Genomic DNA, 17,779 nt, shown 5'->3' on the forward strand with positions numbered 1-17,779 from the left:
GCGGTGACCTTGAAGCCGGCGACCGGCTGTGCGTGACTGGAGGGAGCACGTGAGCAACAGCGGCCTGGTCGACATCGAGGTGCTCCGGATGGGATTCATCGGCACGGTGGGGCTGGTGCTCCACCCCGAGCGCACCTGCGCGCCCACTGTGGAGGCCGTGGTCCGGTGGAGCCGGGCCCGCGGTACGAAGGTCCTGGGGCTGGCGGCGGAGGTGGCACGGATCGGCTGCGAGGCCATTCCGGTCGAGTCCGAGGAGATGACCGCGAGCGCCGACCTGATGATCAGCCTGGGCGGGGACGGCACCATGCTGCGCGCCATGCGGCTCGCGACCGGGGGCCACGCGCCCGTCCTGGGCGTCAACGTCGGACGCCTGGGCTTCCTCGCCGAGGTCGACATCCCGGAACTCCCCGCCGCGCTGGATGCCATCGACGACCGCCGCTTCACCGTGGAGGTCCGCTCCGGGGTCCACGCCCGCTTCGGGGCCGCCCAGGAGACGGCCCTCAATGACGTCGTTCTCCTGCGCAGCCCGGGGCACAAGTCCGCGGCGGTCGCCATACGGGTCCAGGACCAGCCCTTCGTGTCCTACACCGCCGACGCGGTCGTCGTCGCCACACCGACCGGCTCCACCGCGTACAGCTTCTCCGCCGGCGGCCCGATCGTCTCCCCCAACGCCGAGGGGCTGCTGATCACGCCCGTGGCTCCGCATGCCGCGTTCAACCGCTCCGTCTTCCTCTCCAGCGGCGAGCGGCTTCGACTGGAGGTCCTGCCGCACAGCGGCGACCTCGCCGTCGAGGCCGACGGCCTCCTGACCGGCCACGTCTCACCGGGCGACGTCGTCGACGTGACCATGCTGCCCGCCGCCGCACGCGTCGTTCGACTCGGCCACACCACCTTCTACCAGCGGGCCCAGCGCAAGCTCCGGCTCACCGGCTCGGCGGAACACGGCTAAGAGCATCCTTCCGCTCCGCTCCGCGCTCGACGTGGAGGGGCGTCGACAGTGCGGTGAGGACCCGTGGCACGCGGGAGCCCCCCGGCAACGGCCGAGGCCCGCCGGGCGGCGCGAAAATCCAGGCACGGACGGCGCAGCCCGTGCCAGGATGCTCGGCATGTCGAGTCGCGCACTGAGCTTCGGAGTGATGGCGGAAGCCTACGAGCGGTTCCGGCCGGGGTATCCCACGGAGCTTTTTGACCTGGTGACGGCGTACGCGGGCCGTCCGCTGCGGACCGCCCTGGAGATCGGCGCCGGGACGGGCAAGGCGACCCGCCTCTTCGCCCACCGGGGGGTCGCGGTCACCGCGACCGAGCCTGACGGTGCCATGCTCGCCGAGCTGCGCAAGCATGTGCCGGCAGACGTCACGACGGTGCAGGCCGCGTTCGAGGACCTGCGGCCGGGCGAGCGGTACGGGCTGGTCTACGCGGCAGCGGCGCTGCACTGGACGAACCCGGAGGGCCGGTGGTCACGCATGGCCGAACTGCTGGAGCCGGGTGGTGTGTTCGCCTCCTTCGGCGGGCCGGCACGGTTGGCCGACCCTGCTGTGGACGAGGCTGTCCGCGCGGCCCGGGCGCCGTTCCTGGAGAGCGACGAGGTCCCGTCGAACAACGGGACGCCGCCGACGCACGACCTGCAGTGGCCGGGTACGGAGCTCCGACGGTCCGAGTGGTTCACCGGTGTTCAACAGTCCGTCATCGAACGACGTCTGACGATGAGTGCTCACGACTACGTCGGCCATCTCTCGACCGTCTCGGCCTATCTCGTACTGCCGCTCCCGGAGCAGGACCAGGTCTTCCGCCGGATCAGGCAGGTGCTACCGGAGACGGTCGAGATCGCCGCCGACATCACCGTCCATCTCGCGCGTCGGCGCCACGACCAGTAGTACCTCGATCAGCGGATCCCCTGTCCGGCGAGGGGCGACCTGCCGCTCGCCGTCAGACGTCGGACCAGCACGCGGGTGGTGCTTCCGTCGTCCTCTTCGATGTCCCGGACATGCTCGAAACCGATCCTCTCCAGCAGGGTCAGTGAGGCCTGGTTCGGTGCGGCCACGGTGGCGTAGACCTCGGTCAGGCCGAGAGTGCCGAAGCCATGGGCGATGATCGCTTCTGCCAGCTCCGTCCCCAGACCGAGCCCCCAGGCCGCCGGCGCCAGCGCGTAGACGATCTCGTGGCCCCCGACCACGTCGGTCCGCTTGATCTCGGCATGCCCGACCAGGTGCCCGTCCCGGCGAACGGCCCAGACGTCGAAAAGGTCCCGGGCATAGACCTTGGTGAAGATCCGCCCGAACAGGGCGTGGTCCTCAGCCGCGGAAGCAGGGCCGTCACCCATCCACTGCGACACCCTGGTGTCCTGGAACAGGGCTACGAAGCCCTCTTCATCGTCGGGGACGTACGGCTCCAGGAGCAGCCGCTCGGTGCGCAGAGTCGGGGTCACAGCCGGCGACGCTACCCAGGCGGCACCCGGGTCGGCAAACAGATTTGGTGATGGAGAAGACGCTGCCGTCGACGCCTCGGCCGAGAAATTCAGAATTTCTTCAGCGTCCTGTCACATCGTCCCGCCGGGACACGTCGGTTAGGTGACGGCAGCTGTTGCCGTTGTTCGATGGGGGATGCCGAGGGGGGCTCCGGGGTGGCGAGACATGAGCAGTGCCCGAACCGGGTCCTGCCCCGATGTGTGCTGTGCAGACGAAGAGTCAGACGCTGAAGCCATGAATCGGCGCCATCGCGCTGCTGCCTGAGTACCAGCACAGAGGCGTGACCCCGACCAGGACGGCGGAATTCGCGGACCACCGTCCACTCGGCTCCGGACCATCTCACCGAATTCACCATGCACCTCGGTACGCCGAAGGCTGCCTGAAAACAGAAAGCCCACATGAAGATCTCTCTCATAGCCCGTGGTTCGTCCGTTGCCGCTCTGGTGACAACGGCCCTTGCCTTCGGTGCGGTTGCCGCCGCTCCGGCGGCCACCGCCGAACCCCGCGCCACCGCCGAACCCCGCGCCACCGCCGAACCCCGCGCCGCCGTGGCGAATCCGGCGAGTCCGGCGGCAGACGACCGCCCCAGCCTGGGACAGGGCGTCCCCACCTCCCAGCTGCGCGCCGACGGCCTGGCCGCACCGCTCGCCGCTGCCCAGCCCATCACCCGCAGCGAGGTCCTCAGCCGCGCCGCCACCTGGGTGGACAAGGGCCTGGTGTACAGCATGGAGGGGTCGTACCAGGGCTGGCGCACCGACTGCTCCGGCTATGTCTCCATGGCGTGGGGCCTGCCCGGTCCGGGCGAGGCCACCCCTACCTTCATCCCGTCCGGCGTCGCCCACGCGATCACCAAGGACGAGCTGAAGCCCGGTGACGCCCTCAACAACCCCAACCCGGGCAGGTACGGCCACATCGTCCTGTTCGAGAAGTGGACCGACTCCTCCAGGACGTCCTACTGGGGCTACGAGTTCAGCAGCAGCGGCGTTCACCACCGGGTGATCCCGTACGCCTACTTCTCCCTTTCGGAGGAGTACCGGCCGATCCGGCTGAACAACATCGTGGACGACGAGTCGACCGCCTCCACCGACGACAGCTCCCGGGTCAGGGGCGACTTCGACGGTGACGGCCGGGACGACGTCGCGGTGCTGTACGACTACGGCAAGGACGGCGAGCGCAGCCACTCGGGGCTGTGGACGTTCACCAGCAACGGCACCGGCTTCAACTCCCCCAAGAAGGTGTGGGACAGCGGCTCGGACAGCTGGAACTGGGCGTCCAGCAAGTTGACCGTCGGCGACTTCAACGGCGACGGCAAGGCCGACGTCGGCGTCCTCTACGACATGGGCCGCGGCGAGGACGGCCGCAACCGCAGCAAGCTCTTCACCTTCACCAGCACCGGCAACGGCTTCAACACACCGGTCAAGGTCTGGGACAGCCAGGACGACGCCGTCAAGAGCTGGAACTGGACCGCCAGCAAGCCCATCGCCGGCGACTTCGACGGCGACGGCAAGACCGACCTCGCCGTCGTCTACGACTACGGCCAGACCGACTCCACCAACCGCACCGGCATCTGGACCTTCACCAGCACCGGCAACGGCTTCAACACACCCAAGCTCGTGTGGGACAGCAAGACGGACGCCGTCAAGAGCTGGAGCTGGGACGGCAGCAAGGCAACGGTCGGCGACTTCAACGGCGACGGCAAGACCGACATCGGCGTCCTCTACGACTACGGCAAGGACGGCGACCGCAGCCACTCCGGCCTGTGGACCTTCACCAGCAACGGCACCGGCCTCAACTCCCCCAAGAAGGTGTGGGACAGCGGCTCGGACAGCTGGAACTGGGCGTCCAGCAAGCCGACCACCGGCGACTTCAACGGCGACGGCAAGACCGACATCGGCGTCCTCTACGACATGGGCCAAGCCGACGACGGCCACAACCGCACCAAGCTCTTCACCTTCACCAGCACCGGCAACGGCCTCAACGCACCGGTCAAGGCCTGGGACAGCCAGGACGACCCCGTCAAGAGCTGGAACTGGACCGCCAGCAAGCCCATCGCCGGCGACTTCGACGGCGACGGCAAGACCGACCTCGCCGTCGCCTACGACTACGGCCAGACCGACTCCACCAACCGCACCGGCATCTGGACCTTCACCAGCACCGGCAACGGCCTCAACTCCCCCAAGCTCGCATGGGACAGCAAGACGGACGCCGTCAAGAGCTGGAACTGGAACAGCAGCAAGATCGGCTGACCCGGACAGCTTGTAGCGCGCGGGGTGGCCAACCTGCGCCACCGGCCACCCCCGCCGCCTGCGGCCCCGTTCCTTCCCGCTGGATACCGCTCGTCATCCACCGGCCCGCACGGCCCGTGATCAACCAACGGAGAGTCACCTTTCATGCGCAATCCCCCATGGCGCGGCCGAGCCCTCGCGGCCTCGACCGCGCTGCTCGCCCTGGCCGCCTCCGGCGTCGCCCAGCAGGCCCAGGCCGCGCCCGTCGCCGCACACCGGGAGGGCACCACCTCGGTCACCTACCGCGGCCTCACCTTCGATGTGCCGTCCACCTGGAAGGTCGTGGACCTGGAGAAGGCCCCGGACACCTGTGTGCGCTTCGACCAGCACACGGTGTACCTGGGTCACCCTGGCGCCGAACAGTCCTGCCCGCCCCACCTCGTCGTCGACAAGACGGACGCCCTGCTCCTCGAACCGATCGCGGGGGCCACCGGCCAGGACGTCCCCGACGCCCTGCGGGTGCCGGCCGGTACCGCGATGCCGCGTACCCTGCCGGCGAGCTCCGAACACGAGTCGAGGGTCGCGGTCGAAGGCGCCGGAGTCCTGGTGACCGCCGCGTACGGCGCGTCCGGCGCGACGGTCGCCGCCATCCTCGCCGCGGCTCGGCTCGACTCCACCGCCAGGCCCGCCACGCTCGCGCCCAGGGCGCCCAGGGCGCTCGGTCCCCTCACGGCCCCGGCCGTCGCCGCAGCCGACCAGGGCTACACCGGACCGGGGTTCGACACCTGCACGGCCCCCTCGTCCAGTGCGATGAACGCCTGGAAGGCATCGCCGTACCGGGCCGTGGGCATCTACATCGGCGGGCGCCACCGGGGCTGTGCCCAGCCGCAGCTCACCTCCGACTGGGTGCGCGAGCAGACCTCGAACGGCTGGCACCTGCTCCCGATTTTCGTGGACCTCCAGGCCTACGACATTTCACCCTCCACCGCAGTCAGCCAGGGACGCGAGTCCGCGGACGCCGCCATCGCCAAGGCCGCCGGCCTGGGGCTCGGGCCCGGCACGGTCATCTACAACGACTTGGAGCACTACGACGACCGGTCCTACCGGACCCGCGTCCTGGACTACCTCTCGGGCTGGAGCAGCCGCCTGCACGAGCGCGACTACCGGTCCGGTGTCTACGCCGGCTCCCAGAGCGGTGTGCGGGACCTCGCCTCGGTGGCCGGCAACTCCGACGACGCCATGCCGGACGTGATCTGGTCCGCCAACTGGAACAAGAAGCCCGACGTCTCGGACTCCTCCATGGGACTCCCCGGGCCCGGCTACTGGCCCAACCGGCAGCGTGTCCACCAGTACGACGGGGAGGTGACCGAGACCTACGGCGGCGTGACCATCCACATCGACCGCGACTACCTCGACGTCGGCGCGGCCGGCACGCTGCCGGCGCTCGACGGGCAGGACGGCTCCTCCCGGGTCAGGGGCGACTTCGACGGTGACGGCCGGGACGACGTCGCGGTGCTGTACGACTACGGACGGACGGGAGACGTCAGCCGCTCCGGCCTCTGGGTCTTCACCAGCAACGGCACTGGCTTCAACTCCCCCAAGAAGGTGTGGGACAGCGGCTCGGACAGCTGGAACTGGGCGTCCAGCAAGGTGACCGTCGGCGACTTCAACGGCGACGGCAAGGCCGACGTCGGCGTCCTCTACGACATGGGCCGCGGCGAGGACGGCCGCAACCGCACCAAGCTCTTCACCTTCACCAGCACCGGCAACGGCCTCAACGCACCGGTCAAGGTCTGGGACAGCCAGGACGACCCCGTCAAGAGCTGGAACTGGACCGCCAGCAAGCCCATCGCCGCCGACTTCGACGGCGACGGCAAGACCGACCTCGCCGTCGTCTACGACTACGGCCAGACCGACTCCACCAACCGCACCGGCATCTGGACCTTCACCAGCACCGGCAACGGCTTCAACACACCGGTCAAGGTCTGGGACAGCCAGGACGACGCGGTGAAGAGCTGGAACTGGACCGCCAGCAAGCCCGTCGTCGGCGACTTCGACGCGGACGGGAAGAGCGACATCGGCGTCCTCTACGACTACGGCAAGGACGGCGACCGCAGCCACTCCGGCCTGTGGACCTTCACCAGCAACGGCACCGGCCTCAACTCCCCCAAGAAGGTGTGGGACAGCGCCTCGGACAGCTGGAACTGGGCGTCCAGCAAGCCAACCACCGGCGACTTCAACGGCGACGGCAAGGCCGACATCGGCGTCCTCTACGACATGGGCCAAGCCGACGACGGCCACAACCGCACCAAGCTCTTCACCTTCACCAGCACCGGCAACGGCACCGGCAACGGCTTCAACGCACCGGTCAAGGCCTGGGACAGCCAGGACGACGCCGTCAAGAGCTGGAACTGGACCGCCAGCAAGCCCATCGCCGCCGACTTCGACGGCGACGGCAAGACCGACCTCGCCGTCGCCTACGACTACGGCCAGACCGACTCCACCAACCGCACCGGCATCTGGACCTTCACCAGCACCGGCAACGGCCTCAACTCCCCCAAGCTCGTGTGGGACAGCAAGACGGACGCCGTCAAGAGCTGGAACTGGAACAGCAGCAAGGTCAGCTGACCATCACTCAATCACCCGAACGAGATCAGGACATGATTCTTCCGATACGCAGGAAGCACACACTCGTCAACGCCGTCACCGTGACGCTGGCCGCCGTCGGGCTATCCGTGGCCCCCGCCGTCACCGCCCAAGCCGCCTCGGTCGCCACCTGGGAGAAGGTGGCGCAGTGCGAGAGCAGCGGCGACTGGAGCTACCACAAGGGAACGAACCTGGGCGGTGGTTTGCAGATCCTGCCGACCACCTGGGAGGAGTTCGGCGGGACGAAATACGCGCCGTACGCCTATCAGGCCACCAAGGAGCAGCAGATCCGGATCGCGGAAAACGTGCTCGCGGTTCAGGGGGTGATCGCCTGGCCGAACTGCTGGAGGCCGGCAGGCCTGACCGTGGACGGTGAACCGCCCTTCCCCGATGATTCCACCGACCCCGAGCAGGCCGGCGCCGACCGGACGACGGGCGATTTCAACGGTGACGGCAAGGCCGACGTCGCGGTGCTGTACGACTACGGACGGACGGGAGACGTCAGCCGCTCCGGCCTCTGGGTCTTCACCAGCAACGGCACCGGCTTCAACTCCCCCAAGAAGGTGTGGGACAGCGGCTCGGACAGCTGGAACTGGGCGTCCAGCAAGGTCACCGTCGGCGACTTCAACGGCGACGACAAAGCCGACATCGGCGTCCTCTACGACATGGGCCGCGCCGAGGACGGCCGCAACCGCACCAAGCTCTTCACCTTCACCAGCACCGGCAACGGCTTCAACGCACCGGTCAAGGCCTGGGACAGCCAGGACGACCCCGTCAAGAGCTGGAACTGGACCGCCAGCAAGCCCATCGCCGCCGACTTCGACGGCGACGGCAAGACCGACGTCGGCGTCCTGTACGACTACGGACGGACGGGAGACGTCAGCCGTACCGGCATCTGGACGTTCACCAGCACCGGCAACGGCTTCACCAGCCCGAAGCTGGTGTGGGACAGCAAGACGGACGCCGTGAAGAGCTGGAACTGGGCCGCCAGCAAGCTGACGGTCGGTGACTACAACCTCGACGGCGTGCGCGACATCGAGGTGTTCTACGACTACGGGAAGAGCGGGGACGTCAGCCGTACCGGGCTCTGGACCTTCACCGGCAACGGCGGTGGCTTCGACTCCCCCAAGAAGGTGTGGGACAGCGGCTCGGACAGCTGGGACTGGCACGCGATCAGGCCCGTCTCCGGGGACTTCGACAACGACGCCACGACCGACGTCGGCGTGCTGTACGACATGGGCCGCACCGACGACGGCCGCAACCGCACCAAGCTGTTCACCTTCCTCGGCAACGGCACCGGCTTCAACGCCCCCAAGAAGGTGTGGGACAGCCAGGACGACACCACGGTCAAGAGCTGGAGGTGGAGCGGCAGCAAGGTCGTGGCCGGCGACTTCAGCGGCGACCGGCTGGCCGACGTCGGCGTGCTCTACGACTACGGCACGACCGATTCGGGCAACCGCAGCGCGCTGTGGACGTTCACCAGCACCGGCCTGGACTTCGCCGCCCCCAAGGTGGGCTGGGACAGTGCCACGGACCCGGTCAGGAGCTGGCAGTGGGCCTCCAGCAAGCTCGGCTGAGCCCTTCCGCCACACCGCGACGGCAAGGTCCTGGTGAAGGACGTCGAGGATTCCGATCGGGAGGGGAAGCAGTGGGAGAGGGAAAACTGAAACGTCGCACGGCCTGCGTGCTCGCGGCGGCTGCGGCCGCCTGGGCCCTGTTCACCCCGGCCGGGGCGCCGGCTCAGGCGGCCGGGGGGATCCGGGTCGCCGCCCAGGAGCAGGCCTTCCCGGCGCCGGCTCTGCTGACCGAGCCGGAGCTGCGGGTGGTGTCCTGGAACATCTGCGGCGAGGCCGGCGGCAATCGCGGGCAGGACGGCTTCTGCCCGTACCGCGCCGAGCCCCAGCAGAAGGTCGACCAGATCGCCCAGGTGGTCGCGGAGCACGACGCCGACGTCGTCATGCTCCAGGAGGTGTGCGGCGAGGCGCCCGGCAGCCACATGGAGTTGCTGCGGGCGGCGCTCGGCAGCGGCTGGTCGATCGAGCACGCGACGGGGGCCCGCCCGGACGGGACCGCCGACTGCCGGAACGGGCTCAGCGGTGAGCTGGGAGTCGGCCTCGCGGTGAAGGGCCGCGTCACCGAGGTCACTTCGCCGAACACCGTGCCCGCCGGCGGGGACCGGCAGACCCTGCCCGTCCTGTGCGTGCGCGTCGAGGGCTGGACCACACGGGTGTGCACCACCCACATCCTGGCCGACAGCTCCGACCCGCGCCGGTCGGGGCAGATCCAGAACGTGAAGAGCGAGATCTGGCCGGACCGGAGTCACGTCGTGCTCGGCGGGGACTTCAACATGTTTCCGGACACCCCGGGGCTGAAGCCGATCTCCGACGACTTCGACGAGTGCGACCGGCGGTCCTACGGCGACGGTGACGAGGTGAACGAGGCCACCCATCACGCCTGGGACGAGCGCAGCGGGCACGTCCTGCGCAAACGTGACCACATCTTCGCCTCCTGGGGCGAGGCCGGCACCCGGTTCACCGCCTGTGACGTGGACCGGTCCCGGATGGACACGTCCGAGAACCGGCCCGACAGCGGTCCGCCCACCGGCTATTCCGACCACGCCCCGATCATCGGCCGCCTCAGGGCTCCCCAACACCTCGATGCGACCGGCGACTTCGACGGCGACGGGCACGACGACGTCGCGGTGCTCCAGGGCGAGGGGCGCTCCGCCGACGGACGTAACCAGTCCAGTCTGTGGATCATCAACGGAACCGGTTCCGGCTTCGCCGCACCGCGCCGGGTCTGGGACAGCGGCGCGGACAGCTGGAACCGGTCCGCGAGCACCCTGGCCGCCGGCGACTTCGACGGCGACGGCAGGACCGACCTCGGGGTCATGTACGACTACGGCAGGGACGGCGACCGCAACCGCACCGCGCTGTGGACGTTCAAGGGCGCCCCCCAGGGGCTGGAGGCACCGCGCAAGGCGTGGGACAGCCAGGACGACCCCGTCAAGAGCTGGAACTGGTCCATGAGCGCGCCCGTGGCGGGCGACTTCAACGGCGACGGCAAGGCCGACATCGGCATCCTGTACGACTACGGCCGCACCACCACCGGCAACCGCACCGGCCTGTGGACGTTCACCAGCAACGGCACCGGCTTCAACTCCCCCAGGAAGGCCTGGGACAGCCAGGACGACGCCGCCGTCAAGAGCTGGAACTGGGCGGCTGGCAGGCCCATGGCGGGTGACTTCAACGGGGACGGCAAGACCGACGTCGGCGTCCTGTACGACTACGGGCGGACGGGAGACGTCAGCCGCACCGGCATCTGGACGTTCACCAGCACCGGCAACGGCTTCAACTCCCCCAGGAAGGCCTGGGACAGCGCCACCGACGCCGCCCGGAGCTGGAACTGGACCGCCAGCAAGCCCGTCGCCGCCGACTTCAACGGCGACGGCAAGGCCGACATCGGGGTCCTGTACGACTACGGCCGTACCGGCGACCGCAACCACACGGGCCTGTGGACCTTCACCGGCACCGGCACCGGCATCGCTGCGCCGCGCAAGGTCTGGGACAGCGAGGACGCCGCCCAGAGCTGGAACTGGACCGCCAGCAAGCCCGTCGCCGCCGACTTCAACGGCGACGGCAAGGCCGACATCGGCGTCCTGTACGACTACGGGAACGCGCCCAACGGCCTGAACCAGACCAGCCTCTGGAGCTTCACCAGCCAGGGCGCGGACTTCGGCGGACCGCGGAAGTACTGGGACAGCAGCGCACCCCGCTGAACCCCCCACCGCTGAGCCGTCCGCCGCCGACCCGCCACCGCCGGGCCCGGGCCCACCTCGGCCCGGGCCCGGCGGTGGCGTACGCCCCTGGGGGGACACGAGGCCAGGACCGGAGTCCCGGACGCGTAGGACCGGGGGTACAGCGGTGCGGGGTCGGTCTCGTCCTGTGTGCGGACGACCTTCACGGGCCGCGGATGGTCCGCTGGAGGCCACCCGGGAAACCCCCGGAAAGCTCTCCACCGACAGGAGTTCCTCCGTGAACGAGCATGTGTCGCACCGGTCCGGTCCCCTCCGCCGGCCCGGTGGGCGGGGCCGGACGGTGGCCGCGGCCGTCGGCGCGCTGACGATCGGTGTGCTGCTTCCCTCCGCCGCCTTCGCCGCCGACCCGACGGCCGCCGACGCCCCCGGCTCCGCCGCCTCCGCCGCGTCGCGCCGGCCGGACGTCGTCCAGAAGAACCTGGACGCCCTGGTACGGGACTTCGGCGCGCCCGCCGCGCTGGCCGCCGTCACCGGTCCGGACGGCCGGACCCGCAACTACACGGCCGGGGTCGGTGATCTGGCCACCCGCGCAAAGGTGCCGGTGGACGGCCAGGTGCGGGTCGGCAGCAACACCAAGGCCTTCACCTCGGTGGTCGTGCTGCAGTTGGTCGGCGAGGGCAAGGTGGCGCTCGACGCGTTCGTCGACACCTACCTGCCCGGTCTGCTGCGCGGGGACGGCATCGACGGGCGGAACATCACCGTCCGTCAGCTCCTCCAGCACACCGCCGGCCTGCCCAACTACACGGAATACGTGGACGGCAGCCGACTGGACCGGTACTACGAGCCCCGCGACCTCCTCGACCTCGCGCTCGCCCACAAGGCCGACTTCGCCCCGGGCACCGGCTGGCGGTACAGCAACACCGGCTACCTGGTCGCCGGCGTGATCGTCCAGAAGGTCACCGGCCGGCCGGTGGGCGAGGAGATCACCCGCCGTGTCATCGACCGGATCGGCCTGCGGCACACCTACTTCCCGACTCCCGGGGACACCACCGTGCACGAGGCCCACCCCAAGGCCTACGACCGGCTCACGCCCGACGGCCCGCTCACCGACCTCACGCGTCAGGACGCGTCCTGGGGCTGGGCGGCGGGGGCGCTGGTCTCCACCAACACCGATCTCAACCGGTTCTACGCGGCCCTGATCGGCGGTGACCTGCTCGCCCCGGAGCAGCTCGCGCAGATGCGCACCACCGTCCCGACCGATGGAAGCCTCGGCGAGGACGTCCGGTACGGGCTGGGCCTGGCGTCCTACCCGCTGTCGTGCGGCGGCGTCTACTGGGGCCACGGTGGCACCCTCCCCGGCTACGTAACCCGCGGGGGCGTCACCGAGGACGGCCGCGCCGCCGACATCGCGGTGACGACCGTGCCTTCCGTCGCGGCCAAGCCGCGCATCGCCGCGGACGTGGACGCGGCCCTCTGCAAGTAGGGCCCCGGCTGTGGCCGCTGCCGCCGCCCCTCGATCGGCGCCTCGGTCACAGGCTCGTGAGCAGATCGTGAAGGGGAGCAGGGACCTGCCCGGGGTCGAGGGCCTCGACCAGGAGGCGGCCGTAGCGGATCTTGCGCCCCTTCTTCGTGCCGAGAAAGCGCCGCATCTGTCGCTGCGGGGGCCGGCCTTGGTGGGCGGGTTGGCGCACGAAGGTCTGCCAGGCCGGGAGGTCGCCCTCATCCCGGACGATCTCCTCGACCCGTGCCACGCCCAGCGCACGGATGAGTTCGTCCTCCAGGTCCGCCGCACAGACGAAGAACCCTTGGCGCGGTGCGCCGGCCCTTTCGAGACCGCGGTCGTAGAAGCCCTGCTCACCCTCGTCGCACAGCCCGGCGAGGCGCAGACCCAACCCCGGCGGGCCGAGGAGGCCGGCGTAGCGGCCGACGCTCATCGCTCCGCCCATGGGCATGACGCACACCCCTTCGGCGGGCAGGTCCCGGCCGTAGAGCTCGGCCAGCGCCTCGACGGCTTCGAGGTCGCTGGGCCCTTCCAACAGCACCGCGGTCCGCACGCGCAGCCGCACGGCCAGCTCACCCGCCTGCTCACCCGCCGGGCCATCGGGGCGGCCCGCCGCCCAGTCGGTGACCGCGTCCCGGAACGCTTGCATGTTCGCCATGGGGGCGATTCTGCTCCTGCTCGGACCGGCGCGGCACGGATTATTCGTCGACCGTCGACTCCGGGGGCTTCGGCTTGTCGGCCGCCTCGTGGTTCGCACCCGACGGAGCACACCATCTCTCCACGGATGTGTCAGCTCTGTGAAATTCGTGCGTTCTGACCCCTTGTCAGGCCGATCATTCCTACCTACCTTCGGGGGTCAGGACCCCGGCCCCATCGGGCCCGGCGGTCCGCGACGGCGCAACCCGCGCCGTCGCCGGACGCACGACAAGACCTGGAGGCGTCACATGCCCGTAGCCATGCTTGACGAGATCCGCGACGCGGGTCCGCTGGTGGTCGACGACGAGGCCATCGTGTTCGAGGACGACGACCGGAGCGACCACGACGCCACGGCGTGTCTCGCCGACCCGTGGGTGACCGCGACCACCCGCTTCGGCTGCGACTTCAACTCCTAACGGTGACCGCGCCCATCGCCGGCCGCAGCGGATGGTCCGACGACACCTGGTCGTACCTGAACGACCCGCGGATGCCGGCGATGGAGCACGGTTGGAAGCTGCACATCTCGGCGCGGCCCGGGGACCTCAAGGCCGTGACCGGCCTCGTCCTGCCGGTGCTGTCGCGCCACGTCTGCCACGCGAAGTGGGCCAGGAGTCCGGAAACCCTGCGTGCGATCAACTCCGGTGTGTCGAGTGCGGGTGCCGTCGGGAAGGCGATCACGGTCTATCCGGCGCCCGGCGTCGTCGTCGGGATCGCCGACGAACTCGTCGCCGTGTTGCGCGGCCGGGAGGGTCCGCAGATCGTCAGCGACCGGCGGGTCGATCCGCTCGCCCCCGTCTACTACCGCTACGGGCCCTTCACGGGCGACTACCGGACCGGCCGGAGCGGGCGGCTCGAGTCGGTCATGGTGGGTCCGGACGGCCGGGCCTTCGACGGTTTGGCCGCCGGTGCGTACCGCTGCCCACCGTGGGCCGAGGATCCCTTCGAGAACCGGCCCGGGCACGGCGCCCGGCCTCGCTCCTCCGCCGGATTCGGCGACGGACGCTACCGGGTCACCGGCGGCATCGTGCGCAAGCCGCAGGGCAACGTCTACCGCGCGGTCGACCAGGACACCGGGCTGCCGGTGGTCGTCAAGCAGGCGCGGGCCTTCGTGGCCGAGGACGAGTCCGGTGCGGACACCCGCGACCGGCTGCGCAACGAGCGGACGGTCCTGGCCACGCTCGACACCGTCGCCGGCGTGCCCCGCGCGCTCGACTACTTCCGGCACCGCTCGGACGAGTACCTGGTGATGACCAGTTGCGGTGACCGGGACCTGCGGCGGGACGTCCAGGAGAACGGCCCGTACCCGGACGACGAGGACCGGCCGTCGCGCACGCTCCCCGACCTGGCCGCCCAGCTCCTCCGCGTCCTGGACGCCGTCCACCTCCGGGGCGTGGTCGTCCGTGACCTCAAGCCCGACAACGTCGTGCTCGACGCCGCGGGCCGGTGCCACGTGATCGACTTCGGGATCAGCGCACTGGACGGCGTCGGTCCGGACGGCTCGACCCCCGGCTACAGCGACCCGGTCCGACGCGCGACCGGACCGGCCGAGCCCGCCGACGACTACTACGCCCTGGGCGCGACCCTCTGCTTCGCCGCCACCGGCATGGATCCGGTGATCGTCGACCCCGACGCCGCCGTCAACCGGGACCGCACCCTCGCCGGCCTGGCCTGGGCGCTGCCCGGCGACGACCACCGGCTGATCCGGGCGGCGATCGCCGAGTTGACGAGCTTCGATCCGGCCGTGCGGACCGCCGGCGCCGACCGGCTCCGCACCAGGGCGCCCGGGGGGTTCGAGCCCCCGGAGGCGTCCCGGGCGTCCCGGGCACCCCGGGGGCCCGGCCGGCTCCGATTCGACGACGGCCTGCTCGCGGAGATCATCGAGCACACGACCGCGTTCTGCGTCGACGAGGCCCACAGGATCGCAGACCCCGTGCTCGCCGCCCACGCGAACATCCCGACGCCGGTCGACGTCTACGGCGGAAGCTCGGGGCTCGGCCTGGAGCTCCTTCACCACCTCCACCGACACGGGGTGCGCGAGGCCGTCGACGCCCTGGCGCAATGGACGGAGAGCCAGTCCAGGAGCCTGTCACCGGGCTTCTACTCGGGCCGTACCGGCGTCGAGCTCTTCCTCGCCGAGGCGGCGGCAACCCCTGCCGCCGCGGACGTGGACGTGACCGTGGACATGGACACGGCCGGCACGGCAGGGCCGTCAGGCCACCCGGCCCTGCCCACCCGGGGACCGGACGGCGGACCACCGGAGGCGGACCTGATCGAGGGCGTCGCCGGAATCGGCATCGGCCGCCTGCTTCTCGCCCGGCACGCCTTCGCGGGCGGCAACAGCCGACTCGCCGACCGGCACCTCGCCGTCGCCGCCGAGTGCGACCGGATGCTCGCCTCCGACACGGCCCGGCTGACGCCCGCGGGCGCCGATACGATCGGCAGCGCCGCCCTGCGCGAAGGACTTGCGCACGGCGAGGCGGGTGTCGCGTACTTCCTGCTCGAGTACGCAAGCGCGACCGGGGATCCCGCCGCCGTCCGCAGGGCCGCGCGGGCCTGCGCACACCTCGCCGCGATCACACCGGGCATCCTGGCGGCGGCGACCGGCCCGGGGGCGACACGCCGCTACGGCTCGTGGTGCCGGGGCCTGGCCGGGATCGGGGCGGTGCTCGTCCGGGCCGCCGACCGCCTCGGCGAACCCGAGTACCTCGTCCTCGCCCGGCAATCCGCGCGCACCTGCGCCGCGCTGGCACCGCGGATGCCGTTGGTCACCCAGTGCTGCGGACTGTCCGGGGTCGGTGACCTGATGGTGGACGTCGCCAAGGCGTCCGGATCCGAGGAGTTCTGGGACGCCGCCGAGACCGTCGCCGCGATCATCCTGAGCCGCAGCGGCGGCACCTCGTCGCGTCCGGTGTTCCCGGACGCCGGCCTGACCCGGTCGAGCGCCACCTGGGCCGGCGGCTCCGCCGGCGTACTCGCCTTCCTCAGGCGACTGCACGACCGGGGCGGACAGCGGCTCGGCCTCATCGACTGACCGGCTCCAGGGCAACGCCACGGGCGTACTCCCCCGGTCCGACGGCCGGCCTCCGCGACGGCGGGTGCCCCGGTGACGGACACGATCCTGCCGTGCACCTCCCTCTCTGCCGTCCCCGGAGGGATGAGCGGGCTCGTCCGGCCGGCCTCCCGTGCACGGTCAAGCTTGACCCTCGACCTGGTTGAGCCCTCAGAGTCCTCGGTGCGGAGCCGACTCTCCTCCGCCACCGCTCCCCCCTCGATCACAAGAAAGCAGTTGTCCGGTGAAGATCCGTCTTGGGCGCGATGCGCTGGCCGAGGCTGTCGCGTGGGCAGCACGCGCTCTCCCCCACCGCCCGCCCGTACCCGCCCTCGCGGGCCTGTCGCTCAGCGCCCGCGACGACCTCCTGACGGTGTCGGCCTTCGACTACGAAGTCTCGGCCAGGTTCGAGACGGACGCAGACGTCATGGAGCCCGGTACCGCGCTGGTGTCCGGCCGGCTCCTCTCCGAGATCGCCAGGTCCCTGCCCAACCTGCCGGTCGATCTCACGACCGAGGGGCCGGACCTCGTGCTGGCCTGCGGCGACTCACAGTTCGCCTTGCCTTCCATCCCGCTCGACGACTACCCCCGAGTCCCTGACATGCCGCAGACCCGCGGCACGATCGACGGCGCCGCCTTCGGCTCGGCCGTCGCGCAGGTCACGATCGCCGCCGGACGGGAGGACACGCTCCCGGCGCTCACCGGTGTGCGGATCGAGATCGGCAACCGCAATCTGCGCCTGGTCGCGACGGACCGCTACCGCTTGGCCGTGCGTGACATCCCCTGGCAGCCGGAGGACCCCGACGTGGACCTCGACGCCATCGCCCTCGTGCCGGCCAAGAGCCTGCACGAGATCGCCAAGTCGCTGACCAAGGGCGAGGCCGGAGGCGAAGAGGTCACCATCGCCCTGTCGACCCGGGACTCCGACGGCAGCGGCGGCAGCGACGACCGCGGCGGACTGATCGGCTTCCAAGCCGGCCCCCGGCGGGCGACCGCCCGCCTGCTCGACTCCGAGTTCGTCAAGTACCGCACCATCTTCCCCACCGAGTACACCGGCACCGCGGTCATCGAGCGGCTTCCGCTCCTCGAAGCCGCCAAGCGGGTCGCCCTCGTCACGGAACGGCACACGCCCCTGCGCATGAGCCTCTCGCGGGGCCGGATCGTCCTGGACGCGGGCAACAGGAGCGAGGCGCGCGGGCGGGAGACACTGCGGAGCGACTTCGAGGGTGACGACATCTGCATCGCGGCCAACGCCAGGTACCTCGTCGAAGGCCTCAGCGTGATCAGCACACCGTTTCTGGAGCTGGGGTACACCACGGCCACCAAGCCGGCCGTCTTCACCGCCCGGGCAAGCGCCGACGCGGAGCACGACCCCGGCTACCGCTACCTGTTCATGCCACTGCGCTCCGCCTGACGGGCGGTCCCTCAGCCCGGCGGTGG

General features: G+C 70.6%; 12 protein-coding genes. 10 read left to right on the top strand and 2 right to left on the bottom strand.

Features of this window, described 5'->3' with window-relative positions; genetic code table 11:
- Nucleotides 1–49: 49 nt before the first annotated feature.
- Nucleotides 50–949: an NAD(+)/NADH kinase gene (locus ACZ6NC_RS33250; protein ID WP_465737581.1), complete on the top strand. Its 900-nt coding sequence runs from the start codon at nt 50–52 to the stop codon at nt 947–949.
- 157 nt (nt 950–1,106) lie between these two features.
- Complete coding sequence (locus ACZ6NC_RS33255; protein WP_465737582.1) at nt 1,107–1,874, top strand: class I SAM-dependent methyltransferase; 768 nt, start codon at nt 1,107–1,109, stop codon at nt 1,872–1,874.
- 8 nt (nt 1,875–1,882) lie between these two features.
- Here ACZ6NC_RS33255 and ACZ6NC_RS33260 read toward each other — a convergent pair whose 3' ends face one another.
- Nucleotides 1,883–2,425 carry a GNAT family N-acetyltransferase gene (locus tag ACZ6NC_RS33260; RefSeq protein ID WP_465737583.1) on the bottom strand — a complete coding sequence of 181 codons (543 nt, stop codon included), beginning with the start codon at nt 2,423–2,425 and terminating at the stop codon, nt 1,883–1,885.
- A gap of 438 nt (nt 2,426–2,863) precedes the next feature.
- Between ACZ6NC_RS33260 and ACZ6NC_RS33265 the strand changes: the two genes are divergently transcribed.
- The 5 genes from ACZ6NC_RS33265 to ACZ6NC_RS33285 all read left to right on the top strand — a co-directional run bounded on the left by ACZ6NC_RS33265 (nt 2,864) and on the right by ACZ6NC_RS33285 (nt 12,576).
- Nucleotides 2,864–4,711, top strand: coding sequence for an FG-GAP repeat domain-containing protein (locus ACZ6NC_RS33265; RefSeq protein WP_465737584.1), 1,848 nt, complete (start codon nt 2,864–2,866; stop codon nt 4,709–4,711).
- Nucleotides 4,712–4,855: 144 nt separating this feature from the next.
- A complete protein-coding gene (locus tag ACZ6NC_RS33270; RefSeq protein ID WP_465737585.1) occupies nt 4,856–7,318 on the top strand; it encodes a glycoside hydrolase domain-containing protein in 2,463 nt (820 codons plus the stop codon).
- Nucleotides 7,319–7,350: 32 nt separating this feature from the next.
- Nucleotides 7,351–8,913 carry a transglycosylase family protein gene (locus ACZ6NC_RS33275; protein ID WP_465737586.1) on the top strand — a complete coding sequence of 521 codons (1,563 nt, stop codon included), beginning with the start codon at nt 7,351–7,353 and terminating at the stop codon, nt 8,911–8,913.
- A gap of 71 nt (nt 8,914–8,984) precedes the next feature.
- A complete protein-coding gene (locus ACZ6NC_RS33280; RefSeq protein WP_465737587.1) occupies nt 8,985–11,114 on the top strand; it encodes an FG-GAP-like repeat-containing protein in 2,130 nt (709 codons plus the stop codon).
- A gap of 256 nt (nt 11,115–11,370) precedes the next feature.
- Entirely contained in the window at nt 11,371–12,576 is a 1,206-nt protein-coding gene (locus tag ACZ6NC_RS33285; RefSeq protein ID WP_465737588.1) for a serine hydrolase domain-containing protein, read from the top strand.
- Between the two features lie 46 nt (nt 12,577–12,622).
- On the opposite strand, the gene ACZ6NC_RS33290 is transcribed toward ACZ6NC_RS33285, so the two are convergent.
- The gene (locus tag ACZ6NC_RS33290) at nt 12,623–13,252 is read right to left on the bottom strand and encodes a TOPRIM nucleotidyl transferase/hydrolase domain-containing protein (protein WP_465737589.1); all 630 of its coding nucleotides are present in this window, start codon (nt 13,250–13,252) and stop codon (nt 12,623–12,625) included.
- A gap of 286 nt (nt 13,253–13,538) precedes the next feature.
- Here ACZ6NC_RS33290 and ACZ6NC_RS33295 point away from each other — a divergent pair, with 286 nt between their 5' ends.
- The 3 genes from ACZ6NC_RS33295 (at nt 13,539) to dnaN (ending at nt 17,753) form a co-directional block, all read left to right on the top strand.
- Nucleotides 13,539–13,706: an SflA family class IV lanthipeptide gene (locus ACZ6NC_RS33295; protein ID WP_465737590.1), complete on the top strand. Its 168-nt coding sequence runs from the start codon at nt 13,539–13,541 to the stop codon at nt 13,704–13,706.
- 2 nt (nt 13,707–13,708) lie between these two features.
- Nucleotides 13,709–16,321 (top strand): class IV lanthionine synthetase LanL, encoded by a 2,613-nt coding sequence (gene lanL, locus ACZ6NC_RS33300; RefSeq protein ID WP_465737591.1) that lies wholly within the window; start codon nt 13,709–13,711, stop codon nt 16,319–16,321.
- A gap of 262 nt (nt 16,322–16,583) precedes the next feature.
- Entirely contained in the window at nt 16,584–17,753 is a 1,170-nt protein-coding gene (dnaN, locus tag ACZ6NC_RS33305; protein ID WP_465737592.1) for a DNA polymerase III subunit beta, read from the top strand.
- The last annotated feature ends 26 nt before the right edge of the window (nt 17,754–17,779 follow it).

This window comes from Kitasatospora sp. NPDC041988, from assembly GCF_055588525.1.